Source organism: Clostridium sp. AF21-20LB (assembly GCF_003478795.1).
GTDB lineage: Bacteria > Bacillota > Clostridia > Lachnospirales > Lachnospiraceae > Otoolea > Otoolea fessa.
In genome coordinates this window covers 46,538-71,855 of the sequence record NZ_QUGD01000006.1, presented here as the reverse complement: position 1 = coordinate 71,855, position 25,318 = coordinate 46,538, and the positions used below count along the sequence as shown (strand labels likewise).

The window sequence follows — 25,318 nt, the reverse complement described above, 5'->3', positions numbered from 1 at the left end:
ATGCACCTCCAAAAATTTGATTTTTAGATTTTTATTCGATATCAACGCCCAGATCGCTCATCAGCTCCGCAAACACCTTGGACATATACTCCAGTTCTCCGTCATCGTCCACAAATTCGTAAGCTGCTTCTGCATCCTCCGGCTTTGATGTATCTCTCAACAGATAGCACTCTCCATCGCCGTCCTTCGTATCACTTGCCAGCAGATAGGACTCGCCATTTAATTTTGTCTCTTCCAAGACATACAGCTTCACTTCCTCGCCGTTCTCATCCCTCAGCGTGATGCTGTTTTCCATATTATTCAGTTCATCTAACATTGAATCCAGGTTTCCCATTCTATGATTCTCCTTCTATTCTTTATTTTCAATCATTGATTTTTATCACTGATAATTTATTCTTCCGCTTTTCCTTGTGCCTGTAAATCCAAATATCCCTGCAAAATCAATACTGCCGCAATCTTATCAATCACGCTCTTCCGGTTTTCCCGGCGCACTCCACTCTCGATCAGGATCTGCTCCGCCGCATTCGTCGTCAGACGCTCGTCCCACATAACGACCGGAAGGTTCGTCCGCCGTTCCAGCATCTCTTTAAATGCCAGCGTCTTTTCAACGCGCTCTCCCAGCGTATTATTCATATTTTTAGGATACCCCAAAACAATCGTCCCAACCTCGTATTCCCGGATCAGCTCTTCAATCCGGGCGCAGGTCTGGCGAAGTTTGTTCTCATCCTTCCGTGTGATCGTCTCAATCCCCTGTGCTGTAATGCCTAACGGATCGCTGACTGCCACTCCCGTGGTCTTCGATCCAAAATCAAGCCCCATAATTCTCATATTCTATTTTCTCCATAACAAAACAAGCTGGCAGCCCGTCAGATATTGGACTGTTGTCGCCAGCTGTTTACTCTTCCGCTTTTTAATTGCCGTGCTGCATCCACTCTTTACTGAAGCTTCGTCTCAATATATACCTTCACAAGCTCTTCCAGAATTTCGTCACGTTCTACCTTCATAATCAGGCTTCTGGCACTCTTGTGGCTGGTAATATAGGTCGGATCTCCAGACATAATATATCCTACAATCTGATTGATCGGGTTGTAACCCTTCTCCGTCAGCGCTGTATATACCTGTTCCAGAACCTGGCTTGCCTCCAGCTTCTTCTCTTCCTGTACTGCTCTAAAAAACTGTGTATTGCTGATATCACCCATTTTGTCTTCACGTCCTTTTAAATACCCGCCGCGCTCTGTCACTCTGCGGATCCATGCGTGCAGGTAAACTACTCTTTTTTATTTTACTCTACTTTACCCCATTCGGCAAGTTATTTTTTATCATTATAATCATCCAGGAAATTGTACGTCCAATCGTCCTTGTGGTAACCGATCACAGTCTTTAAGTTGATATTGTGGACACTCTTAAAGATATTTTTCTCGATCACGTCGCTCTCCTTGCGAAAATGGGCGATCAATTCCTTCATCTCATCGCGCTTGGAACCGCGTCCGCCTCCGCAGCTCACGCAATTTTCAGTAAAACGGCACGCGCACTGTATAAACTGCAGTCCGTTGTAATCGCGCCACGCCTTGACCGCATCTTCCTTGATAAGATACATCGGACGGATCAGCTCCATGCCCTCGAAATTCTGGCTGTGCAGCTTCGGCATCATCGTCTCAATCTTGCCGCTGTACAGCATTCCCATGAGGATCGTCTCGATCACATCATCAAAATGATGCCCAAGCGCAATTTTATTGCAGCCCAGCGCTTTCGCCTGTGCATAGAGGTGACCGCGTCGCATTCTGGCACAAAGGTAGCACGGATTCTGTTCGATCGTCGCCACTGTATCGAAAATATCGCTCTCAAATACCGTCAGCGGAATGCCAAGAAGTTTCGCATTGTCCTGGATGATCTTCCAGTTATCCGCATTGTAGCCCGGATTCATCACTAGAAAAACGGTTTCAAACTGGAATTTTCCATGTTTTTTCAATTCCTGGAAAAGTTTCGCCATCAGCATGGAATCCTTGCCGCCGGAAATACAAACTGCGATCTTGTCGCCCTCCTGAATCAGGTCGTAGGTGTTGAGCGCCCGCGTAAACGCCCGCCAGATCGGCTTGCGGAATTTTTTTATAATACTCTGCTCAATTCTCGCCCGTTTTTCCTCTCGATCCGCCTCGGATTCTCCGCCTACGAAGCGGGACAGGGAGAGGCGCAGCCACGCACGGTAACCACCCTCCACATTGACCGCGTCAAATCCATCTCCGGTCAGACGACGCACCCACTCCTGGCTCTTCTCACCGGTATGGCACATCACATACACTGGATGCATTTTGTCTAACCTGGCTGTTTCTTCCTCATATTGCTCTTCCAGCCGGGACGCCGGGAGGCTTACCGCCCCCGGAAAAGTTCCGCGCATATACTGGTCCTGCGGGCGGATGTCCACGATCGTCTTCTCCGCATCCTTTAACGCTTCCAGCTCCTCAATCGTAATCGTTTTCATTGTATATTCTCCTGTATCCGTTATCTGCAAAATCCTCTTTAAGAAAAAGAATGTAAAAAATGTGCCTACCCGTGTACAGTAACCACAATTCTCATGAAATGAAACAAAAGCACAGGATCCGCGCTGACAGTGCTCTGCCAAACAAACGGGTCCTGTGTTTTTCTGCTGTTTTGTTACCGTTCACGCGCACGTAACCAGTAACTCATTTTCTGTTAATTATAACACTCTCCCTGCATTCTGGGAAGTCCTATTTCTATAATTAGTCTCTTATAATTAGTCTCTTAGTCCTCTGTAAAGAGTGGTGTGGAATAATAGCGGTCACCGCTGTCCGGAAGAATCGCTACGATGGTTTTCCCCTTATTTTCCGGGCGTTTTGCCAGCTCAATCGCACCATGCAGAGCTGCGCCGGAGGAAATACCGACTAAGATGCCCTCTTTGTGTGCCAGAAGTTTTGCTGCCGCAAATGCATCCTCATTCTCCGCCTCGAAAATCTCATCATAAATCTTAGTGTTCAGTACATCCGGTACAAATCCGCGCCGATACCCTGAATCTTGTGTGCGCCGCCCTTGCCTGTCTTTAATACCGGGGATGAAGCTGGCTCCAGCGCTACAACTTTCACATTCGGGTTCTGGGATTTTAAGTATTCGCCGGTACCTGTCAGAGTTCCGCCGGTACCAACACCTGCGATCAGGATATCAACCTTTCCGTCGGTATCATTCCAGATCTCCGGACCAGTGGTTGCTCTGTGAACCGCCGGATTGACCGGATTGACAAACTGACCAGCTAAGAAGCTGCCCGGTGTCTCTTTTGCCAGTTCTTCTGCCTTCTCGATCGCGCCCTTCATGCCCTTTGCGCCCTCAGTCAGGACAATCTCTGCACCGTACGCTTTCAGAATGTTGCGGCGCTCCACGCTCATCGTCTCTGGCATCGTCAGGATGATGCGATATCCCTTCGCTGCTGCGATAGACGCCAGACCGATACCGGTATTGCCGGAAGTCGGCTCGATGATGACAGAACCCTCTTTCAGGACACCTCTCTTCTCTGCATCCTCAATCATGCCTTTTGCAATACGATCCTTCACGCTTCCAGCCGGGTTTAAATACTCCAGTTTTACCAGAACCGTTGCTTCCAGTCCCAGCGCCTTCTCAACATTCACAACCTCAACTAACGGTGTGTTTCCTACCAGTCCCAGTGTTCCCTTATAAATGTTTGCCATGATGATTTCCTCCTATATCTGTGATGATTTTTATATTTTTTAATTTTTTATAGATTTCTGTAGATTCTTCTTTTTTCCAGAACTCATTTCCAATTTGAAAAACTCGCTCCAAAAGAAGTTTAAAATACGAAAAGAGCCCATCCTCTATACACATTTCCCGCCCGTCCAATCCAGCTTTTCTGCCGCCTGTCCTGCTTGTTTTTCTGTGTACGCGGATGCGCTCTTTCTATATCCTTAACCCTTATGAATAAAAAGATTCACGAAACCCGTTTTCCCCGGAACCCCCGCTTACCGAAGTCCAGCTTTCTGGTTTTCGCGTACACAAATGCGACAACAACATCGATCCATACAGGTACAAACATTGCTGCAACACATCGTATTCATCCAAAAACCATTGACTGCTTTCATGATCTTCACTCCTTTTCTTTTTTCCTATCGACTTAGTAGGTATGTTATCACTTTATGCAATATCTGTCAACCCTTTTTTGCCCGTTGTTACTGTTCACGCACGCGTGCCCAGTAACGGAATTTGCCGTGGCTTCGCATTTAAATACGGCAAATTCCTGCTTCCACCACGTTTTCTTACGGCACTTTCGGTTCCAAAAGTGCCTACCCGTGAACAGTAACGATTATTTGCACACTTTGTGGCGTTTCTTCATATCTTTCTTGACAAACGCAGACCGCACCTTTACAATAAAATACCGAACTGATGGGTAAAAAACGTTCAGAAACAGAGCCTGCTATTATCTAGTATAGCACAGTTGTGACTGTGAAGCTACTGACAGAATATATTATAAGGGAGTATCATATGTTAAATTCATTTTCACGAACGGAACTTCTCCTCGGCAGGGATGCCATGGAGCGTTTATCAAAAGCACGCGTTGCCATCTTCGGCATCGGCGGAGTCGGCGGCTATGCGGTGGAGGCCCTCGCGCGCAGCGGCGTCGGCACGCTTGATCTCATCGACGATGACAAGGTCTGCTTAACCAACATCAACCGTCAGATCATCGCAACCACCTCCACCATCGGAAAGTACAAGGTCGATGTCGCTGAGGAACGCATCAAATCCATCAACCCGCATGCGGTTGTCCACACCTACAAGACATTCTACATGCCGGATACCGCGAAGGAATTTGATTTTTCCCAGTATGACTACGTGATCGACGCAATCGACACCGTAACGGGAAAACTGATGCTGGTAGAACAGGCAGAGGCAAGCCACACGCCGATCATCAGCTCGATGGGTGCCGGAAACAAGCTGGATCCGGCTGCCTTTGAGGTAACTGACATTTATAAGACTTCCGTCTGCCCCCTCGCGAAGGTCATGCGGCGTGAGCTAAAAAAACGCGGAATCAAGAAACTGAAAGTGGTTTATTCGAAAGAGAAACCGTTGACTCCGGGCGATGATATGGCAATCTCCTGCCGTTCCCACTGTGTCTGCCCGCCGGGAACCGCACGCAGCTGTACCGCCAGACGGCAGATTCCGGGGAGTATCTCTTTTGTGCCGTCCGTAGTGGGACTGATTATTGCTGGGGAAGTTATTAAGGATCTCGTTGGGGTTCATTGATTGCTTACTGATTAATTTGTTAAGCCGATATATTCTATTTATGTCATTTTTTTTAATTTTATATGTATGTAAAAAACCAATGAATCCCATCTTGGGGGTATCATTGGTTTTTTCGTTTCCTGTCTTTTATTCATTTTCCAGTAAAAGCACCTCTTCATTCAGTGCCTTCGTGAAGATTCCCTTCACCGTCTTATTTTTCAATCCTTCTTCGTATGGCACGGCACCTTTGACATACTGGCGGGTGTGTCCCATCATGTATTTGGTTCCGTCAATCTCGATTGGTTCTTCGAGAAGGATTTCTTCTTCGGTTCCGAGGAAGCGCCCGCGGTATTCTAAGGACTGCTGTTTTTCCAGTGCCAGCAGGATATCGCTGCGGACGGATTTGGTTCCTTCTGGTACCTGATCCGGCATATCGGCGGCGCGGGTGCCTGCGCGGCGGGAGTATTTGAATATATGCATTTCATAGAAATGGATCGCTTTTAAGAAGCGTTCTGTTTCGGCAAATTCTTCTTCGGTCTCGCCCGGGAATCCTACGATGACATCGGTCGTGATCGCCGGATTGTCAAATTCTTCCCGCAGAATTTCACAGCACGCCTGATATTCAGCAGCGTTGTAGCGGCGGTTCATGCGCTTTAAAGTCGCGTCACAGCCACTCTGGAGTGACAGATGGAAGTGCGGGCAGATGGTCCGCAGCCTCGCCAGCTCTTTGGCAAATTTGCGGGTTACGATACGTGGTTCAAGAGAACCAAGGCGCAGGCGCTCAATGCCCGGAATCTGGTCGAGACGTTTGATTAAAGTCAGCAGATTTTCTTGCTGCTCATCCTTGAAATCGACACCATAGGAGCTTAAATGAATACCTGTCAAGACAATTTCCTTGTATCCGGCTTCCGCAATCCCGCGCACCTCGTGCTCGATGTCCTCCGGGCGGCGGCTGCGGACGCGTCCTCTCGTATATGGTATAATACAATAGCTGCAAAACTGGTTGCAGCCGTCCTGTACCTTGATAAAGGCACGCGTATGGTCAGCAATCCGGCGGATATGGAGTTCTTCGTATTCCTGTGAATGTCCGATATCCAGAATCTCACCGCTGTTTTCGTGATCTGTAAAATAATCATCCAGAATCTGTACCAGATCTTTTTTCTGGTTATTGCCGACGATCAGATCGACCGCCTCATCTTTTTTCAGCTCCGCGCCTGCTGCCTGCACATAACAGCCGACCGCCACAACAGCCGCCGACGGGTTCATTTTCTTTGCCCGGTGCAGCATCTGGCGCGATTTCCGGTCGGCAACATTCGTCACGGAACACGTGTTGATAATATAAACATCCGCTCCTTCCCGGAACGGCACAATCTCATATCCTGCATCCTCTAAGAGCTGCTGCATGGCTTCCGTCTCATACGAGTTCACCTTGCAGCCCAGATTGTGGAATGCCGCTTTTCTCATTTTTATCTCCTTTAAATTGAATCCTCTCTTGACTTTTGTCAGATTACTTTGTAGTATAAAAGTATTATTGTAGATAGAGGAGGTTTTTTTCATGAAAACAGTTCGTATTTCTTTAAACTCGATCGATAAAGTTAAATCCTTCGTCAACGACTTAGCAAAGTTCGACGTAGATTTTGACCTTGTTTCCGGACGTTATGTGATTGACGCTAAATCCATCATGGGTATCTTCAGTCTGGATCTGTCCAAACCGATCGATTTAAACATCCATTCTGAGAACCAGATCGATGAGATCTTAACGACACTGGCTCCGTACATTGTATAGCAACCATTAGAACGATCGAGATGGTTCTGTTTGAAACGAAAAAAACCGCTGTTAAGCAACTCGCTTTGCAGCGGTTCTTTTTTTTTCATAGAGAACTGCGTCCTATGAAAAAAAACTCCGCGAGGATGCGCACTCGCGCGAAGCAAAAAACTGTCGCAAGCGACCGCGCGAGACGCCCGAATGTGCCAAGGCACATTCTTTTTTATATATGACTAGCACCGGATAACCTCAACCGTATCGATCGCCTCTTTTACCAGCGCATCTATCTTCTCTTCCAGATTGCGCTCGGATTTTTCAATCAGGTGCAGGACCGGCTTGGTAACCGGGTGTTTGGCTACGAAGATGGTGCAGCAATCTTCATACGGCTCGATCGATGTCTCGTAGGTACCAATTTTCAGGGAAATATCGACGATATCCTGTTTGTCGAAACCGATCAGCGGGCGGAAGACCGGAAGTGTGCAGACTGCATTGGTAACCGCCAGGGAATGAACCGTCTGGGATGCTACCTGACCGATGCTCTCGCCGGTGATGAGTCCGAGACAGTCGTCTTTCTTCGCCAGCTCTTCCGCGATCTTCATCATGTAACGGCGCATGATAATCGTCAGCTCCTCATGCGGGCACTGCTCGTAGATGTAGAGCTGGATATCTGTGAAATTGACTATGTTTAATTTGATCGGACCTGCGTATTTTGCTACCTGTTTTGCCAGATCGACTACTTTCTGTTTTGCACGGTCGCTGGTGTATGGCGGCGCATGGAAATAAGTTGCCTCGATGGTAACGCCGCGTTTTGCGATCATGTATCCTGCCACCGGGCTGTCGATACCGCCGGATAAAAGCAGCATCGCGCGTCCATTGGTTCCGACCGGCATACCGCCCGGTCCCGGAATCACCAGAGAGTATACGTTGATACGTTTTGCACGCAGTTCCACATTTAAAAGAACATCCGGATTGTGTACGTCTACCTTTGTCTCCGGGAATGCGTCCAGGATGACCTCACCGAGATCGCGGTTGACTTCCTCGGAGGTATGCGGATACTGTTTGTTGGCACGGCGGGTGTTTACCTTGAACGTAAAGTGTTTATCTGGGTATGCTTTGTCCACATACTCAACAATCTTCGCTTTCAGGTCGTCATAGCCGTTGTCCTCTAACTGGACCATCGGACAGATCGCCGCAATACCGAATACCTTTTTCAGTGCGTCGATGACCTCATCGTAATCAAATTCTTCCGCTGCGGTCGCATAGATACGCCCTGCCTCCTTGGTTACGGTAAATTTTCCATCAAGACGTTTTAACGAGTGATGGATGTGGGACACTAGCGCGTCCTCGAATACATAGCGGTTTTTACCTTTCAGGCCAATCTCCGCATATTTAATCAAAAATGTATGAAACATGGAATTCCCTTTCTACAACAGGCTGTCATTCTTCTGCTTTCCCGCAAAAAAACTGAACAGCCATTCTTTAAACAGCCATTTTATTTCATCTGGTAACGGCGCAGTACCGGAAGCAGTTCTCCCAGAACGCCGATCGCATAGTCTACTTCTTCCTCGGTATTCAGATCACCCAGACTGAACCGGATCGTCGAATCGAGAAGTTCTTTTTTCACGCCGATTCCCTTTAAAGTACCGCTGATGCCCGGATGATTGGACGAGCAGGCGGAACCGGACGATACATAAACCCCTTTGTCCTCCAGCGCATGGAGAAGTACCTCGCTGCGGACGCCCTCAAAGCTGGCGCTGACGATCTGCGGCGCGTTGGTGCGGTCCTCACTGCCGTTGATGGTGACGCCGCCGAGCGGTTTCAATCCCGCAATCAGGTGCTCCCGGAGTGTATACAGCTTTTCGATTCGTGCATCAAAATCTTTGTACGCCTCGCGTGCTGCCACGCCGAGTCCGACACACCCCGGCACATTTTCCGTACCGGAACGCATGCCCTTCTGCTGGCCGCCGCCAAACAGAATCGGGCGGATCTTGACACCGTCGCGGATATAGAGGAATCCGACGCCCTTCGGCGCATGGATCTTGTGTCCGCTGACGGAAAGCAGGTCAATTCCCTGTTTTTTCGGACGGATCTTATATTTTCCATATGCCTGGATCGCATCGACATGGAACAATGTCTTCGGATTTTTCTTCTTGATGCACTGGCTGATCGCTTCGATCGGCTCTACTGCTCCGACCTCGTTATTGACGTACATCACAGACACCAGGATCGTGTCCTCGCGGATAGCTTTTTCCAGATCCTCCAGAGAAATATGCCCCAGATGATCGACCGGAAGATAGGTCACCTCAAAGCCCATCTCCTCCAGAAATGACATCGTATTGTAGATCGACGGATGTTCCACACCGGTCGTGATAAGGTGTTTTCCGGCTCTGCGATTTGCCAGCGCCGTGCCGATCAGCGCCGTATTGTTCGACTCTGTTCCGCCGGAAGTAAAGAGAATCTCCTTCTCCTGCACTTTCAGTGTATCCGCGATCGCCTTCTTTGCCTCGCGAATCAAATTTTCTGCTTCCACACCTTTTCTGTGCTTCGCCGCCGCGTTTCCGTAGTTGACGCACATTGCATCAACGACCGCATCCTTTACGCAGTCCAGCACCTTGGTGGTCGCTGAATTATCAAAATAGGCTTCCATTTTTATCTCTATCTCCTTTGTAATTTTCCAATTACACTTCCAACTGCAGCATCAGTGCCGACAGCATACACAAGCCTGCCGTCTCCGTCCGCAAAATTCTCTTTCCAAGCGTTACGATCTCCGCCCCGTTTTCCCTGGCAAGCTCGACTTCTTCGTCCTCAAAACCGCCCTCCGGACCGATGAAAACGGCGATATCCGTACCCGGCTTGACCGACGCCAGCAGTTCCCTCGTTTTCCGGATGCCGTCCGCCGACTCATATGGCAGAAGAACCATATCGTACCCGGCTGCCTCTTTGACCGCCTCTTTGTAGGTCATAAGCGACGCCACCTCCGGGATAAGGCTGCGCTTGGACTGCTTCGCGGCGCTCTCAGAAACCGCATTCCAGCGTTTTCTCTTCGCGTCCGCTTTTTTCGCATCCAGCTTGACAACCGAGCGCTTCATGCTGACCGGAACCACCCGGTATGCCCCCAGCTCCACCGCCTTCTGGATGATCAGTTCCATCTTATCGCCCTTCGGAAGCCCCTGGAACAGGTGAATCCGCGCCGGAAGCTCTTTGTTTTCCCATTCTTCCAGAATCTTTGCCGAAACATACTCTGGTTCCAGTTCTTCCACGCGGCAGAAATAGTCGCCGCCCTCACGGCTGCTGATCAGGATCTCCTCGCCCGGCTTCATCCGCAGAACATTGCGGATATGGTTGACATCCGCGCCCTCAATCCTGATTTCTTCCGCCCCGATCTGGTGCGGTTCCACAAAAAAATGGTACATGATTATTTCTTCCTCGCTGTCACAGAAACCCACTCGCCCTGATGGGTAATCTCTACAATCTCAAAGGCATCGTTCGCCTCAAATGCCGCCTTGACTGCCTCTTCCTTCATATCAATGATACCCGATGTGATGAAGATACCATTTTTCTTAATATGAACCGGGATCTCTTTCTGCAACATGATGATAACGTCTGCCAGGATGTTGGCAACCGCAATGTCGTAATACTCGTATTTTACCTCGTCCTGCACTGCTTTATCGTCGATGATGTTGCCCTGTACGACCTTGAACTGCTCCGGTGCGATTCCGTTTGCTTCCAGATTCTCGCCAACGGCTGTGATCGCATTTTCATCCAAATCCGTTCCAAATACGTGTTTTGCGCCCAGTTTTAACGCCGTGATGCCTAAGATACCGCTTCCGGTTCCGACATCAAGCACCTCTGAATCCGGTGTCACGTATTTCTCGAGCTGGCGGATGCACAGCTGCGTTGTCTCATGCATGCCCGTACCAAACGCCGTACCCGGATCGATCTGAATCAGCAGCTTGTCCTTGTGCTCCTCCGGCACTGTCTCCCAGGTCGGCTTGATGAGGATGTGATCGACCGTAAACGGTTTGAAATACTGTTTCCAGTTGTTGATCCAGTCCTTATCCTCCGTCTCGGATTCTGCAAACGTGCAGGCGCCCAGATCGGTAAACGGCTTCAATTCTTCCAGCGCCTCTTTGACTTTCGCCATCATCGCCGGGATATCATCATCCTCATCGAGATAAACTTACCTTCGCCACGCCCTCATCCGGCGGAAGCTCCGGCAGAATGTCGATGAACATTCCCTTCGTCTCTTTCTCGGTCAGTGGGATATTATCCTCAATCTCAATACCCTCGATGCCGAGCTCATCCAATGTGTAGCTGATGAGATCCACCGCCTCTGTGGTGGTCGTCAGCGTAAATTTCTTCCATTTCATGTTCGTTACCTCTCTTTATTGAAACGACTTATCAGCCAAATATTCACGTTTCATCACGCAGCTATTTTTTCATCATTTTCACTGTAAATGTGTCAAACGTTACTGTTCACAGGTAGGCACTTTTGGAACCGAAAGTGCCGTAAGAAAACGTGGTGGCAGCAGGAATTTGCCGTATTTAAATGCGAAGCCACGGCAAATTCCGTTACTGGGCACGTATGCGTGAACAGTAACTGTCAAACGAATGAATCCGCCTAATCGTTTTAATTTTCTTTTCTAATTTCCCGATAAAATCTTCACAAACAGGATCGCCAGCACCACTAGAATCAGCGGGCGCACGATCTTCTGTCCATTTCCCATTACCAGGCCGGAACCGATATAATTTCCTAAAATACTGCAGATCGCCGCAGCCAGCCCCAGCGTGTAAATGATCTTGCCGTGAATCACAAATGTGACAAACGCCGCCACATTAGACGAAAGATTGATCGCCTTTGTCGTACCCGCCGCCTCTTTCATCGTATAGCGCGCCGCTCCTGTGAGCACCAGCAGCAGGAAAGTTCCGGTTCCCGGTCCGTAAAAACCATCATAAATACCGATGATCAGCGCGGATGCCAGCGCAATCAGAAATGATTTCCGCTCCGGCAGGGTGCCCGCCAGCGAATCATCGCCCATTTTCTTATTCCGCATAACATAAAATGCAACAATCGGAAGAATCACGATCATCATATACTGTAAAATCTTATCGCTGACTAACAGAGTCAGGTTCGAACCGATCGAAGAACCGATCAGCGCCGCCACGATAAACCAGACCACCTTCTTAAACTGTATGTAACCGTTTTTGGCAAACCGCCCGGTCGCGATTGCCGTTCCCATCATGGAACTCATTTTGTTGGTTCCGAGCGCCATATGGGTCGGAACCCCGGCGATCAGGTACGCCGGAAGTGAAATCAATCCGCCTCCCCCTGCGATCGCATCCACAAAGCCTGCCAGAAATACCATCGGGCAGACGATTATAAACTGCAGTATCGTGCAATCCATGCTACATCCTCCAAAATTTTCATGCACGCCCAAATTCCTCCTGCCGTCGCAAAACAGAAATCAAAAAGCACTCCGGGCATACATTTCTATTCTTATTGCAAAAACTCCGCCAGTGCATAGGTACTGACATCCAAGCCATATTCAGTCAGGCGGATATGGCTATCTGTCTGGACCGATGCTTCCAACAATCCTTCTTTCAAAAGCCGCTCGATCACCTCGCCGTACACCGCTTCCATCGCCACGCCAAACCGGCGTTCAAACTCTGCCGTCCGGACGCCGCCGGTCAGCCGCAGCCCCAGAAACATAAATTCTTCCATCCGCTCCTGACGACTCAGTTCATGTATTTCCTCATACTGCGCGCCCGCTGCCAGTTCTTCTTTCGTAAACACCAGATAACGGTTCAAATCCGCTGTCACCTGAAAGCGTTTCCCGCCCACCAGCGAGGATGCCCCCAGACCAAGTCCCAGATACTCCACACCGGTCCAGTAACCGATGTTGTGGCGGCAGGCATAGCCCGGTCTGGCATAATTGGAAATCTCATACCGCTCATAGCCCAGCTTCGCCAGCGTTGTTTTCGTGTGGTGGTACATATTCCGGTCTGTCTCCTCATCCGGCAGACATTTGCAGCCTTCATACTTCGTCTGTAAACGCTTTGGCATAGAGGCGTAATCGCCGTATTTCTCCAGATCCGCGCACATCTCCCCGTACTCGTCATATAACGGCGTGCCTTCTTCCACAATCAGGCTGTATGCGGAAATATGTTCCGGTTCAAGGTCGCAGACGAACCGCAGAGTCTCCTGCCAGCTCTCCTCCGACTGTCCCGGAAGCGCCGACATCAGATCGACATTGATATTGTCAAATCCAGCGTCCCGCGCAGCACGAAAACTCTGTAAAAACTGCTCCCGCGTATGAATCCGCCCTAAAAGCCGCAATTCCTCCTCCGAAGCCGACTGCAGCCCCAGACTCAGGCGGCTGACCCCTGCATTCCGGTAACCGGCTGCCGAATCCGGCGTCAATGTCCCCGGATTCGCCTCCATCGTGATCTCCGCATCCGGCTCTACCCGAAAGACCTGCCGGACGGCTGCCAGAATCCGCTCAATCGCCGATGGTGGAAGCAGGGACGGCGTTCCGCCGCCGATAAAGATCGTCTCCACCGTCCGCCCTGTCAGGTTTAGCCGCGGCGCCGCATTTTCAGGGCACTGCCCTGCATCCTCTTCCAGAATGCTTTCAATCTCCCGGATCAGCTGATCCACATATTTTTCCCGCACGCACGCATCGGACGCAAACGAAAGAAAATCACAGTAACGGCATTTGCGGACGCAGAACGGGATGTGTATATATAATTCCATTATTCCTCGTCCAGCTTCAGGACGCTCATAAATGCCTTCTGCGGAATCTCTACGTTTCCGATCTGACGCATACGTTTCTTTCCTTCCTTCTGCTTCTCCAGAAGTTTTCTCTTTCGGGAAATATCGCCGCCGTAGCATTTTGCCAGAACGTCCTTCCGCATTGCCTTGACCGTCTCGCGGGCAATGATCTTTCCACCGACCGCCGCCTGGATTGGAATTTCAAATAAATGACGCGGAATCTCATCCTTGAGCTTCTCGCACATTTTTCTGCCGCGCTCATATGCCGAACCTTCGAATACGATGAAAGAGAGCGCGTCCACTTCCTCGCGGTTGACGAGAATATCCAGTTTTACCAGCTTGGATTCCTCGTAGCCCTTTAACTCATAATCAAACGACGCGTAACCGCGGGAGCGCGATTTCAATGCATCGAAGAAATCATAAATAATCTCATTTAACGGAAGTTCATATTTCAGCAGCGCACGGCTCGCCTCAATATACTCCATTCCCAGGTAAACGCCGCGGCGCTCCTGGCACAGCGTCATGATCGCACCGACAAACTCGGTCGTAACCATGATCTCCGCCGACACGATCGGCTCTTCCATATAGGCAATCTCGGACGGATCCGGCAGGTTTGACGGGTTCGTCAGCTCAATCATATCGCCGTTCGTCTTGTGCACCCGGTATACAACGCCCGGCGCCGTTGTCACAAGATCCAGATTGTACTCGCGTTCCAAGCGTTCCTGGATAATATCCAGATGGAGAAGCCCCAGGAAACCACACCGGAAACCAAAGCCCAGCGCTACCGATGTCTCTGGCTCAAAATAGAGCGCTGCATCGTTGAGCTGCAATTTTTCCAGTGCGTCCCGCAGATCCGGATATTTCGCACCATCCGCCGGATAAAGACCGCAGTATACCATCGGCGTTACCTTCTTGTAACCCGGAAGCGGCTCTGCACATGGGTTGTCCAGATCGGTGATCGTATCGCCCACGCGGGTATCCTGCACATTTTTAATACTGGCAGTCACATAGCCAACCATACCGGCTGAAAGCTCTTCGCACGGAATAAACTGACCTGCGCCAAAATATCCGACCTCCACAACCTCGGCAGCCGCTCCGGTCGCCATCATTTTCATGCGTGTGCCTTTTTTGATCGTACCGTTCTTCACACGGCAGAATACGATAACGCCCTTGTAAGAATCATACAGAGAGTCGAAAATAAGCGCCTGCAGCGATGCCTCCGGATCGCCCGCCGGTGCCGGGATCTTCTGCACGATCTCCTCCAGAACTGCCTCGACATTTAAGCCGGTCTTCGCAGAAATGCGCGGTGCATCTGACGCCTCCAGACCGATCACATCCTCGATCTCCGCTGCCACGCGCTCCGGATCCGCACTCGGCAGATCGATCTTATTTAACACCGGAATGACCTCCAGATCATGATCCAGCGCCAGATATACATTCGCCAGCGTCTGCGCCTCGATTCCCTGTGCCGCATCCACAACCAGAATCGCGCCGTCGCACGCCGCCAGGCTTCGGGAAACCTCGTAGTTAAAGTCCACATGTCCAGGCGTGTCGATTAGATTAAAAATGTACTCCTGACCGTCTTTCGCCTTATATACCGTGCGGACTGCCTGCGACTTGATGGTAATACCTCTCTCCCGCTCCAGATCCATGTTATCAAGCACCTGCGCCTGCATCTCACGGCTCGTTAAAAGTCCCGTCATCTCAATAATACGATCTGCCAACGTTGATTTGCCGTGATCGATATGTGCAATGATGCAGAAATTTCTGATTTTGCTCTGATCTATAATTGCCATCCGTTCATTCCTCTCTCTGTATCACTTTGTTTGGCAGCAAAATGTTTGCTGCGATATCTTATTTTTTATTTAAAATCATCTTTTATAATAAATAACACCTGATCTAAATGAATATACCATTTTTTCAGGTACGCCGCAAGTCCTGAAATAGAAAAAGCCTTGACTAAAAGCCTTGCCATTAGCCTGTCAGCACCTGATCCAGAAGCTGCGCCAGCGGATCCATCGCATTGACCGCCTCTTCATATGTATTCGTCTGTGCCCCGACCTCAATCAACGCCGAGCGCGGGCGTAGATGTAGATTGTAACGAAGCCCCTTTAAATAAATCGTCCGCGTAAACCCAGGATATATCTGATCGGCATTCCACTTCATCTGAAAACTGAACGCCAGATTTTCCTTCCGGCAGGGATTTGCCAGATACTCGATCGGTCCGTCCGGCGTCTCGCTGGTACCGTTGAAAAACATGATCTGTGCCGTTGGTTTCCCTTCTATCTGCGTGACTAGATGCGTCTGCTCGCTGACACCGTCCCGGTGCACATCTAAAATCACCTGAATCGACGGGTATTTCTGCAAAAGGTTCGTGACACCCTCGCAGGCATATGTATAGGCACGGCTCCGGTCGAGATGCCCCGACTTCATATCATAGGCAGTTGTATCGTGCCAGACCTGATATCCTTTCGCCCGCAGCCGTTTTGCCAGCTCTTCCCCCAGAGACACTACCGCGCCCTTTCCGTCGCTTCCCGCATAATCTCTATAATTTTCCTGCGAATGGGTATGATAAATCAAGATCTGTGGTCCGTCCGCCTCGTCCTTCCTGATTGTCAGATCCATCGACAAAAATGTCTCTGCGTTCATCAGGCTCCGGTCAATCGACGCCGTCGGGTGGATTGTAAAAAAATGCTGGATCAGATAATCATAATCTTCCAGCTTTTTCCGCAGACGCGGGCTGTCCACCAGTGCGGCAGGATTTGCCCTCTCTGTCTTTTCTCCATTCTTTCCAACACTATACAGCCTCTCTTCGTCCGTCTCTCCGCCGCCCTGTCTCCCACTTTCATGAACAAGCCCGTTCCATTTTCCAAGTAAAGTTCCATCCACCAGCCTACTCCCGGAAAACTGTGCCAGGAAATCCATATACTCCTGCCGGACTTCCTGTTCTTCCAGATATTTATAATAGGACGGATCGGCTTCTCCCTGCGTCTGTTTCTTCCACCCGGCAAGTCTACTATGCCTTTTCCCCTCCTCCGAATCTGGTATATCCCGCAAATTAGTCCCCCAGACCGGATACCAGGACCTTACCACCGCATTCTGCACAGCTGTCCAGATGAATGCACGCATCTTCCAGCCGACTGTCAGCAAAAACAGAACCATCAGGAGCCCGGCTGCCCTCTGCCACCACCGCACCGCATTCATCTCCCTTCTTTCCTGTTCTATCCTATGCGGTTAGCAAAGTGTAGTTTCCTGTTTAGTTCTGTTTTTCAATCTGGCATTTTTTTCAATGTTATCTTTCTTCCTCCAGCCGTTCCACTGCCCGCCGGATCCCCTCGGCGATTGCTGCGCTCAGCTTGCAGATACGCTCGTCCATGTCCTGCGGGGTCACAAACATCGCTCCAAATTCAGGTTCCAGAAGTTCCCGGATCAGCTCATACTGGCTGTCCGAATCCAGTTCCCGGATGTATTCACCGTACCGGCTGCCCTCTTTTGAGGCGGTTAGTATCCGCACTAACGCATTGACCGTCCCGTGAACGATCGCCGCCGCGCCCACAACCGTCGGAACGCCGATCGCGATTACCGGCACACCGAGATTTTCCCGCGTCATTCCCCGGCGGTGGTTGCCGACGCCGGAACCCGGATGAATTCCTGTATCCGTCAGCTGAATGGTGCTTGCCAGACGGTGGACGTTTCGCGCCGCCAGCGCGTCGACCGCGATCACCAGATCCGGGCGGCTCTCCCGCACGACGCCGCGGACAATTTCTGCCGTCTCCATCCCTGTCTGTGCCATCACCCCCGGATGGATACCGCTGAGAACCGGATGCACCATCCGCCCCGCTTTCTCAGCCGTATAGAGGTATGTGCCATTTCTTCTGCCTGGCTCCGTCCGCAGATGGCGGTTCATCGAAAGCCCATCCACCACGCGCGGTCCCAGCGAATCCGGCGTCACCTGCCGGTTTCCCAGTCCCGCTACCAGAATCGAAAGTCCGGCCATGGTTGAAGCACAGTTTTTCCGGATCAGGGACGCCAGCTGCCGTCCTAACTCCCCGGCAGCCGCCTCACAGTATGCGTCCTCTGTCTCCGACAGCCCCGGATCTTCCATCGTCAGGTAGGTTCCCATCGGCTTTCCCATTGATTCCGCACCTTTTTCGTTCAAAATCGAGACTTCCGTCATCCGGATCGAACTGCCATGACAGCGCCATTCCCGCAGCGCCACACCGCCGATTTCGCCCCCATCCCCCTCAAAACTTTCTCTCTCCTCCAACGCCAGATCCGTCCGATTTTCAAACATGGCTGCTCCCTTCTATCTCACTACTCAATCACAACCCGCACCACTATAAGGCTTAAATTCCATCCTGTCACTTTTTACTTCAAGATAGCCTTATTATTTTTCTCAATTCGTAACTGTTCAGTATCTTCACAGTCACGCGCAAAAATCCATTAAAAATTGCCTACGGCAATGGGATTTTTGCCTGCTGGCCCATGTTTTCGTACGGTCAGCGCAGTAAATGCGCAGACCTACTGAACAGTTACCTCAATTCTTATATTTTCCAGAAATATATGTTTTATTCTCTCAAAAAATCCTAACGTAAAAAACTGCGCCACCCAGCCCAGATATTTGACATCGCCCGCAAGGATAGGCGCCGCCTGATATCCGGTCAGATACCGCAGTTTATACGTTTATTTTTCGAATTTTTCTAAAACTCTATTCTATTTCTCGCCGTCCGCACTCTCCACCGGCGTTACTGTTCACACATGTGTGCTCAGCAACGGGATTTTGCCGATGCTACGCATTCCAAATCGGCAAAATCTGCTGCCGGAACTGTATCGTACGGAATTTTCAGTTCAGAAAATTCCTACCTGTGAACAATTACCCACCGGCATCTATTCCCCCGGATGTTCCACCTTCCAGATCTCCGTCTCCAGATAGTTCCAGATCTCTTCTCTGCCCTGTTTTGTCTCGGCGGAGAACGGAATCATCATCACTTCGGTGCCGACTCCCAGACCTGTTCTGAGAATCTTTAACTGTTTCTGGAGCTGGCTGCGCTTGATCTTGTCAGCCTTGGTCGCAATCAGGATCGGCTGGAAGCCCTGGGAAACGATCCAGTCGTACATGAGTTTGTCGTTTGAAGACGGCTCATGACGGATATCAATCAGCAGGAAGACGCAGCGAAGCATCTGCGATTTGTGCAGATAATTCTCAATCATCTTGCCCCACTTTGCCTTGACCTCAACGCTCGCGCGCGCGTAGCCGTACCCTGGCAGATCGACGTAGTAAAACGCGTCGTTGATATGGTAAAAATTGATCGTCTGGGTCTTGCCCGGCTGCGAGGATGTTCTCGCATAGGATCGGCGGTTCATCAGCGCATTGATCAGGGACGATTTGCCGACGTTTGATTTGCCTGCAAACGCGAATTCAGGCTGTGTATTTGCCGGCAGCTTACTGGTGATACCGCAGACGGTTTCCAGATTTACATCTTTTATAATCATATTTTTTCTCCTACTAAACCGCTATTTCTCCGGTACAAATGCCTCTCGGATGACTTCGTTCATCTCCTTGATGTATACGATCTCCATTCCTTTCGTGATTTCCTTCGAAAGTTCCTCGACATCCGGCTGATTTTTCGCCGGTACCAGTACCTTTTCCACCTGCGCCATGCGGGCTGCGAGCAGTTTTTCTTTCAGACCGCCGATCATCAGCACATGACCGCGCAGCGTTACCTCGCCGGTCATCGCCACACGCGGCAGTACCTTCCGTCCTGTCACCGCCGACAGCATCGCCGTTGCCATCGTGATTCCGGCCGACGGACCATCCTTCGGCACCGCGCCCTCCGGGATATGCAGGTGAATATCGTGTTTCTCGAAATAGTTCTCCTTCACGCCGTAATCAGATGCAACCGAACGCACATAGGTCAGTGCAATCTGCGCCGACTCCTTCATGACATCGCCCATCTGACCCGTCATCTGCAGCACGCCTTTGCCCGGCATGACATTGACCTCGATCTGCAGTGTATCGCCGCCGACGCTCGTCCACGCCAGACCGCGCACGATACCGACCTGTGCCTCATTTCCGGCTGCATCGAAGAAGACTTTCTCGCGTCCCAGATAATGATCCAGATTCCGCTCTGTCACTCGGATCGACGGTTTCTTCTTCTCCAGCACCTCTCTGGCTGCCTTGCGGCAGATATCGCCAACCCGGCGCTCCAGATTCCTGACTCCAGCTTCCCTGGTGTAGCTGTGAATCATTTTCTCCAGCGCCGGACCCGTGATATTTAACTGTTCCTTCGAAAGACCATTCTTCTCCAGCTGTTTCGGAATCAGATAGTCTTTTGCAATGTGATATTTTTCATTTTCCGTGTAACTATTGACTTCAATCAGCTCCATACGGTCCAGCAGCGGTCCAGGGATCGTCTGCGTTGTATTCGCCGTCGCGATAAATAATACCTCCGACAGGTCAATCGGGATCTCCACATAATGGTCGCGGAATTTCACATTCTGCTCGCTGTCCAGCACCTCTAAGAGCGCCGAGGATGTATCTCCCTTATAATCACTGCTGACTTTGTCGATCTCATCCAGCAGCATCAGCGGATTGGCAACCCCTGCCTGCTTGAGCCCTTCCACGATGCGTCCCGGCATCGCGCCGACGTAGGTCTTTCTGTGACCGCGGATCTCCGCCTCGTCGCGCACGCCGCCCAGGCTGATGCGGACATATTTGCGTCCCATCGCCTTCGCAATCGAACGAGCGATCGAAGTTTTACCGGTTCCAGGCGGTCCCACCAGACAAAGGATCGGGCTGGTGCCCTTCTTCGTCAGGATGCGGACTGCCAGGTATTCCAGCACGCGCTCTTTGACCTTTTCCAGACCATAATGGTCGGCTTCCAGAATCTCTTCCGCATGCTTCAGGCTCGCGTTATCCTTCGTCATTTTGTTCCACGGCAGTTCCAGCACCGTTTCCAGATATGTCCGGATCACATTCGCATCCTGGCTGCCAGCCGGCATATTCTGGAAACGGTTGATCTCCTTGCGGATCCGCTCCTTTACTTCCACGCTGGCTTTGATCTTCTTCAACTGTTCCTTCATCTCATCCGCATCAGAGACCGGATTTTCCTCTCCCAGCTCCTCCCGGATCACACGCAGCTGTTCCCGCAGAATATAATCACGCTGATTTTTATCCAGCGCCGCCCTTACCTTCGTCTGAAACTCGCGTTTCACGCGGTAAACCTCTAATTCCGTCAGCAGAAGCTGCAGCTCTGTCTCATACATCTCCGTCAGCGTCCGGCATTCCAGCACCGACTGGCGCGCTTCATAGTTCCACGGGAACTGGGCTGATATCTGGTTCATTAATTCGGTCAGATCTGGCTGTGCAATCAACGGACTTAATACTTCACGTCCCGCTGCCACATTTAATTTTCCGTATTCTTCCAGCTTTTCTTTCAGAATCCGGAGCATCGCCTCTTTCTGAATCGTGTCCAGATCGTCCTCGACCGGATCCAGAATCTCCACGATCGCAGTGCAGCATGACTCGCCCTTCTCCATCTCCAGAAGCTTGGCTCTCTCCTGCCCTTCCACCGTGACGCGCACCATGCCGCCCGGCATCTTGACAAGCTGTTTCACGTAGCCAATCGTTCCTACCTGAAAAATCCCATCAATATCCGGGATCACCTCATCCGGCTGCTTCTGCGTCGCCAGAAATACTCGCTGATCGCCCACCATAGCCTGCTCCACCGCCGCGATGGATTTATCCCGGATGATATCGAAATTTACCGTCATCTGCGGCAGCACGGTCAGTCCGCGCAGCGCGATCATCGGCATTGTCAGTTTCTTATCTTCCATAACACCTTTATCTTTCTTACATCAAACGTATCGTTATTTCCTGTGAAAAGAAAAACAGGGGTCTGCCTATGGCAGTTCGCCATCTCACAGACCCCATTAACAGCCGCCATTCTCAAGCTGCTGCATTTATTTTCCTTTACATTTACGCAATCTCGCCGGTTCTGTCTTTCTTAGAACGTCCTGTAAAAGACTTGCGGGGCACCGTATTGTCGCGATATACCAGCTCCGGCGCACTCTTTCCCTCGACTACGTCTTTGGTAATCGTGCAGATGCCGATCGTGGAATCGGACGGAATCTCATACATGGTATCCATCATCAGGGACTCCATGATAGAACGAAGTCCTCTGGCTCCCGTCTTTCTCTCGACTGCCATGTGGGCGATCGCCATCAGCGCATCATCCGTGAACTCCAGCTTCACGCCGTCCAGATCGAGAAGCGCCTGATACTGCTTGATCAGCGCATTCTTCGGCTCTCTTAAAATGCGGACCAGCGCCTCCTCATTGAGCGTCTGGAGCGATACCGTGATTGGCACACGACCGATAAACTCCGGAATCAGACCAAACTTCGTCAGATCCTGCGGCATTACCTGTTTCAGAAGCTCATCGATATCCTGATGCTTGCGATCCACAATATCGGAGTTAAATCCGATGGAACCGGCACCTAAACGGCTGTCGATGATCTTCTCCAGACCGTCAAATGCACCGCCGCAGATGAACAGGATGTTGGTCGTATCGATCTGAATCAGTTCCTGCTGCGGATGCTTTCTGCCGCCCTGCGGCGGAACACTGGCAATGGTTCCTTCCAGAATCTTTAAAAGCGCCTGCTGTACACCCTCGCCCGATACATCGCGGGTGATAGATACATTTTCAGACTTCTTCGTAATTTTATCAATCTCATCAATATAAATGATGCCGTACTCTGCCTTGCTGACGTCGTAATCAGCCGCCTGGATGATCTTCAAGAGAATGTTCTCTACATCCTCGCCGACATATCCAGCCTCGGTCAGAGTGGTCGCATCCGCGATGGCAAACGGTACATTTAAGATCTTCGCCAGCGTCTGCGCCAGGTATGTCTTACCGGAACCGGTCGGTCCGAGCATCAGGATGTTGCTCTTCTGAAGCTCTACATCCTGCGTGGACTTGGACATAACTCTCTTGTAATGGTTATAAACTGCTACGGAGAGCACCTTCTTGGCGTCGTCCTGTCCGATGACATACTCATCGAGAAATTCTTTGATTTCCTTCGGCTTCAGCAGGTTGATTCCGCTGAAATCCGGTCCTTTTTCCTGATCGGCAAATTCCTCTTCCAGAATCTCCGAGCAGAGTTCGATACAGTCATCGCAGATATATACATTATCTGTGCCAGCGATCAGTTTTCTAACCTGATCCTGTGTCTTGCCGCAAAATGAGCAGCGTATTTTGTCGTCTGTTCTGCCTGGCATACTTCCACCTTGTTCCTTTCTATTATTCCATCCAGAAATCTAATTAGTGGTTGGTAATGACACAATCAATCAGACCATACTCTTTCGCCTGCTCTGCTGTCATGTAATTATCACGCTCTGTATCACGCACGATCACGTCATACGGCTGGCCTGTATTGGCTGCCAGAATCTCATTTAATTTCTTCTTGGTACGAAGAATATTCTCCGCTACGATCTGGATCTCGGTTGCCTGTCCTCTCGCGCCGCCGGATGGCTGGTGAATCATCACTTCTGCGTTCGGAAGTGCATATCTCTTTCCTTTGGTACCGCCGGAAAGCAGGAATGCGCCCATGCTGGCTGCCATACCCAGACAGATGGTAGATACATCACATTTGATATAATTCATCGTGTCATAGATCGCCATACCTGCGGTAACAGAACCGCCCGGGCTGTTGATATATAAGCTGATATCCTTATTCGGATCCTCTGCCTCCAGAAACAGAAGCTGTGCTACAACCAGGCTGGCTGTCACATCATTTACTTCCTCTCCCAGGAAAATGATACGATCTTTAAGCAAACGGGAGTAAATGTCATACGTCCGCTCGCCGCGGCTGGTGGATTCAAGGACATAAGGTACTAAACTCATGATTCTTCCTCCTATAATTGAGAATGAATGTTTATGGCAAAAATTGTTACAGTTCACACGCGTGCAAACTGTAACAGGATTTTGTTGATGCTTCGCATTACAAATCAGCAAAATCTGCTGCCACTATGTTATCGCACGGCACTTTCGGTTCCAAAAGTGCCTGCCTGTGAACAGTAATACAAAATTCTATGATGCCTTAGGACACCATAGAATTCTGCCGTATTTCAGTATTCGCTTTTATCGGTTTGATTAAGCAAGCTTTGCCTGCTCTACCAGTAAATCGATCGCTGCCTGAACTTTCAGGTCCTCACGGATCTGCTCTTTCTCGCGCTCACCCATCATTTCTTTCAGCTTAGCGCCTTCCAGTTTGTAGGATGCTGCGATCTCGTTGATCTGCTCGTCAAGCTTCTCATCGGAAACTTCTACGTTCTCAACTTCAACTACTTTCTCAAGAACCAGTCTGGTCTTGATTCTCTTCTCTGCTTCCGGACGCATCTGCTCCATCAGCTTCTCCGGTGTCATGCCGGTATATTTCATGTAATCGTTGATGTTTAAGCCCTGGCTCTGCAGACGGCGAGCGTAGTTCTCTACCATCTCTCTTGCCTGAGTGTCAACCATCGGCTGCGGCAGTTCCATCTGAGCGTTCTCAACTACTTTTTCGATTACGTTGTTCTCGTTCTCTACTTTAGCATCCTGCTCTTTCTTCTCCTGCAGTTTCTTGCGGATGTCTGCTTTGTACTCATCCAGAGTATCGAAATCAGATACTTCGCTTGCGAACTCATCGTTCAGCTCCGGAAGCTCGTTTCTCTTAACTTCTTTGATGGTTACAACGAACTTAGCCGGTTTGCCAGCCAGCTCATCTGCATGGTACTCAGCCGGGAAAGTAACGTTTACGTCACAGGTCTCGCCTTTTTTCTTGCCGATTAACTGATCCTCAAAGCCCTCGATGAAGGAATGGGAACCGATTACCAGCGGATAATCTGTACCAGCGCCGCCGTCAAATGTCTTGTCATCAATGTAGCCAGTGAAGTCGATGATAGTGTTGTCGCCGTCCTCGATTGCGCCGTCTTCTACATCGATCAGTCTGCCGTTTTTCTTACGTGCTGCAGTCAGCTCGTTCTCTACATCCTCGTCTGTCACAACAGCTTCTGCCTTCTTAACTTCTACGCCTTTGTACTCGCCCAGAGTTACTTCCGGTTTCAGAGCTACGGTTGCCTCGTAGATGAATGCCTTACCTTTTTCGATCTGAGTTACTTTGATCTCCGGAGTGGAAACGATCTCTTCCTTGCTCTCCTCTGCTGCCTTCGGATAAGATGCGTCGATCACTTCGTTTGCTGCATCCTCATAGAAAATGCCAGCGCCATACATCTTCTCCAGCATAGCTAACGGTGCTTTACCTTTACGGAATCCCGGGATGCTGAATTTGTTTTTGTTCTTGTTGTACGCATTTTTGATTGCTGCATCAAACTCTTCAGCCGGAACTTCGATGGTCAGCTTTGCCATGTTCTTCTCTAATTTTTCTACCTGTAAACTCATTTTAAGGGGTCCTCCTTGCTTCTATATGTGAACCGCCATTCTACCGGGCGTTACACTTCAAGATAGCATTATAGCATATCTGCGTGCTAAATACTAGCGGAA

The 25,318-nt window shown here is 50.1% G+C and carries 20 protein-coding genes and 2 pseudogenes; 2 read left to right on the top strand and 20 right to left on the bottom strand.

Annotated features, from left to right (window positions below; all coding sequences use genetic code 11):
* Positions 1–31: 31 nt before the first annotated feature.
* From DWX76_RS05100 to cysK, 5 genes and pseudogenes are all read right to left on the bottom strand, one after another.
* Positions 32–334 carry a DUF1292 domain-containing protein gene (locus DWX76_RS05100; protein ID WP_107001592.1) on the bottom strand — a complete coding sequence of 101 codons (303 nt, stop codon included), beginning with the start codon at positions 332–334 and terminating at the stop codon, positions 32–34.
* 56 nt (positions 335–390) lie between these two features.
* The gene (gene ruvX, locus DWX76_RS05095; protein WP_118293431.1) at positions 391–828 is read right to left on the bottom strand and encodes a Holliday junction resolvase RuvX; all 438 of its coding nucleotides are present in this window, start codon (positions 826–828) and stop codon (positions 391–393) included.
* Positions 829–935: 107 nt separating this feature from the next.
* On the bottom strand, positions 936–1,199 hold the full coding sequence (locus tag DWX76_RS05090; RefSeq protein ID WP_022359731.1) for an IreB family regulatory phosphoprotein: 264 nt from the start codon (positions 1,197–1,199) through the stop codon (positions 936–938).
* A gap of 110 nt (positions 1,200–1,309) precedes the next feature.
* Positions 1,310–2,479: an ATP-binding protein gene (locus DWX76_RS05085; protein ID WP_107001594.1), complete on the bottom strand. Its 1,170-nt coding sequence runs from the start codon at positions 2,477–2,479 to the stop codon at positions 1,310–1,312.
* Positions 2,480–2,760: 281 nt separating this feature from the next.
* Positions 2,761–3,695 (bottom strand): annotated as a pseudogene (gene cysK / locus DWX76_RS05080) (cysteine synthase A).
* Between the two features lie 808 nt (positions 3,696–4,503).
* On the opposite strand from cysK, the gene DWX76_RS05075 reads away from it, so the two are divergent.
* Complete coding sequence (locus DWX76_RS05075; RefSeq protein WP_107001596.1) at positions 4,504–5,262, top strand: ThiF family adenylyltransferase; 759 nt, start codon at positions 4,504–4,506, stop codon at positions 5,260–5,262.
* Positions 5,263–5,388: 126 nt separating this feature from the next.
* Here the strand turns inward: DWX76_RS05075 and mtaB are convergent, their stop codons facing one another.
* Positions 5,389–6,705 (bottom strand): tRNA (N(6)-L-threonylcarbamoyladenosine(37)-C(2))-methylthiotransferase MtaB, encoded by a 1,317-nt coding sequence (mtaB, locus tag DWX76_RS05070; RefSeq protein ID WP_118570233.1) that lies wholly within the window; start codon positions 6,703–6,705, stop codon positions 5,389–5,391.
* A gap of 91 nt (positions 6,706–6,796) precedes the next feature.
* Here mtaB and DWX76_RS05065 point away from each other — a divergent pair, with 91 nt between their 5' ends.
* Positions 6,797–7,027, top strand: a complete 231-nt coding sequence (locus tag DWX76_RS05065; RefSeq protein WP_022359725.1) for an HPr family phosphocarrier protein — start codon at positions 6,797–6,799, stop codon at positions 7,025–7,027.
* 212 nt (positions 7,028–7,239) lie between these two features.
* On the opposite strand, the gene thiI is transcribed toward DWX76_RS05065, so the two are convergent.
* The 14 genes and pseudogenes from thiI to tig form a co-directional block, all read right to left on the bottom strand.
* A complete protein-coding gene (gene thiI / locus DWX76_RS05055) occupies positions 7,240–8,418 on the bottom strand; it encodes a tRNA uracil 4-sulfurtransferase ThiI (RefSeq protein ID WP_022359724.1) in 1,179 nt (392 codons plus the stop codon).
* 80 nt (positions 8,419–8,498) lie between these two features.
* A complete protein-coding gene (locus tag DWX76_RS05050; protein WP_117795084.1) occupies positions 8,499–9,653 on the bottom strand; it encodes a cysteine desulfurase family protein in 1,155 nt (384 codons plus the stop codon).
* A gap of 31 nt (positions 9,654–9,684) precedes the next feature.
* Positions 9,685–10,419, bottom strand: coding sequence for a 16S rRNA (uracil(1498)-N(3))-methyltransferase (locus DWX76_RS05045; RefSeq protein ID WP_118570231.1), 735 nt, complete (start codon positions 10,417–10,419; stop codon positions 9,685–9,687).
* 2 nt (positions 10,420–10,421) lie between these two features.
* Positions 10,422–11,376, bottom strand: a pseudogene (gene prmA / locus DWX76_RS05040) (50S ribosomal protein L11 methyltransferase).
* Between the two features lie 273 nt (positions 11,377–11,649).
* Complete coding sequence (locus tag DWX76_RS05035; RefSeq protein ID WP_022359721.1) at positions 11,650–12,411, bottom strand: sulfite exporter TauE/SafE family protein; 762 nt, start codon at positions 12,409–12,411, stop codon at positions 11,650–11,652.
* Between the two features lie 92 nt (positions 12,412–12,503).
* Positions 12,504–13,760 carry a radical SAM family heme chaperone HemW gene (hemW, locus tag DWX76_RS05030; RefSeq protein ID WP_118570230.1) on the bottom strand — a complete coding sequence of 419 codons (1,257 nt, stop codon included), beginning with the start codon at positions 13,758–13,760 and terminating at the stop codon, positions 12,504–12,506.
* Entirely contained in the window at positions 13,760–15,574 is a 1,815-nt protein-coding gene (gene lepA, locus DWX76_RS05025; protein WP_022359720.1) for a translation elongation factor 4, read from the bottom strand. The genes hemW and lepA overlap by 1 nt, the downstream gene beginning before the upstream one ends.
* 178 nt (positions 15,575–15,752) lie before the next feature.
* Positions 15,753–16,982, bottom strand: coding sequence for a stage II sporulation protein P (gene spoIIP / locus DWX76_RS05020; RefSeq protein WP_118570229.1), 1,230 nt, complete (start codon positions 16,980–16,982; stop codon positions 15,753–15,755).
* 88 nt (positions 16,983–17,070) lie between these two features.
* Entirely contained in the window at positions 17,071–18,072 is a 1,002-nt protein-coding gene (gene gpr, locus DWX76_RS05015; protein ID WP_118570228.1) for a GPR endopeptidase, read from the bottom strand.
* A gap of 593 nt (positions 18,073–18,665) precedes the next feature.
* Positions 18,666–19,271: a ribosome biogenesis GTP-binding protein YihA/YsxC gene (gene yihA, locus DWX76_RS05010; RefSeq protein ID WP_107001606.1), complete on the bottom strand. Its 606-nt coding sequence runs from the start codon at positions 19,269–19,271 to the stop codon at positions 18,666–18,668.
* Positions 19,272–19,292: 21 nt separating this feature from the next.
* The gene (lon, locus tag DWX76_RS05005) at positions 19,293–21,614 is read right to left on the bottom strand and encodes an endopeptidase La (RefSeq protein WP_118522393.1); all 2,322 of its coding nucleotides are present in this window, start codon (positions 21,612–21,614) and stop codon (positions 19,293–19,295) included.
* A gap of 142 nt (positions 21,615–21,756) precedes the next feature.
* The gene (gene clpX / locus DWX76_RS05000) at positions 21,757–23,055 is read right to left on the bottom strand and encodes an ATP-dependent Clp protease ATP-binding subunit ClpX (RefSeq protein WP_117795072.1); all 1,299 of its coding nucleotides are present in this window, start codon (positions 23,053–23,055) and stop codon (positions 21,757–21,759) included.
* A 43-nt stretch (positions 23,056–23,098) separates the two neighbouring features.
* Positions 23,099–23,680 (bottom strand): ATP-dependent Clp endopeptidase proteolytic subunit ClpP, encoded by a 582-nt coding sequence (gene clpP, locus DWX76_RS04995; protein ID WP_022359226.1) that lies wholly within the window; start codon positions 23,678–23,680, stop codon positions 23,099–23,101.
* A gap of 249 nt (positions 23,681–23,929) precedes the next feature.
* On the bottom strand, positions 23,930–25,216 hold the full coding sequence (gene tig / locus DWX76_RS04990) for a trigger factor (RefSeq protein ID WP_022359227.1): 1,287 nt from the start codon (positions 25,214–25,216) through the stop codon (positions 23,930–23,932).
* Positions 25,217–25,318: the final 102 nt, after the last annotated feature.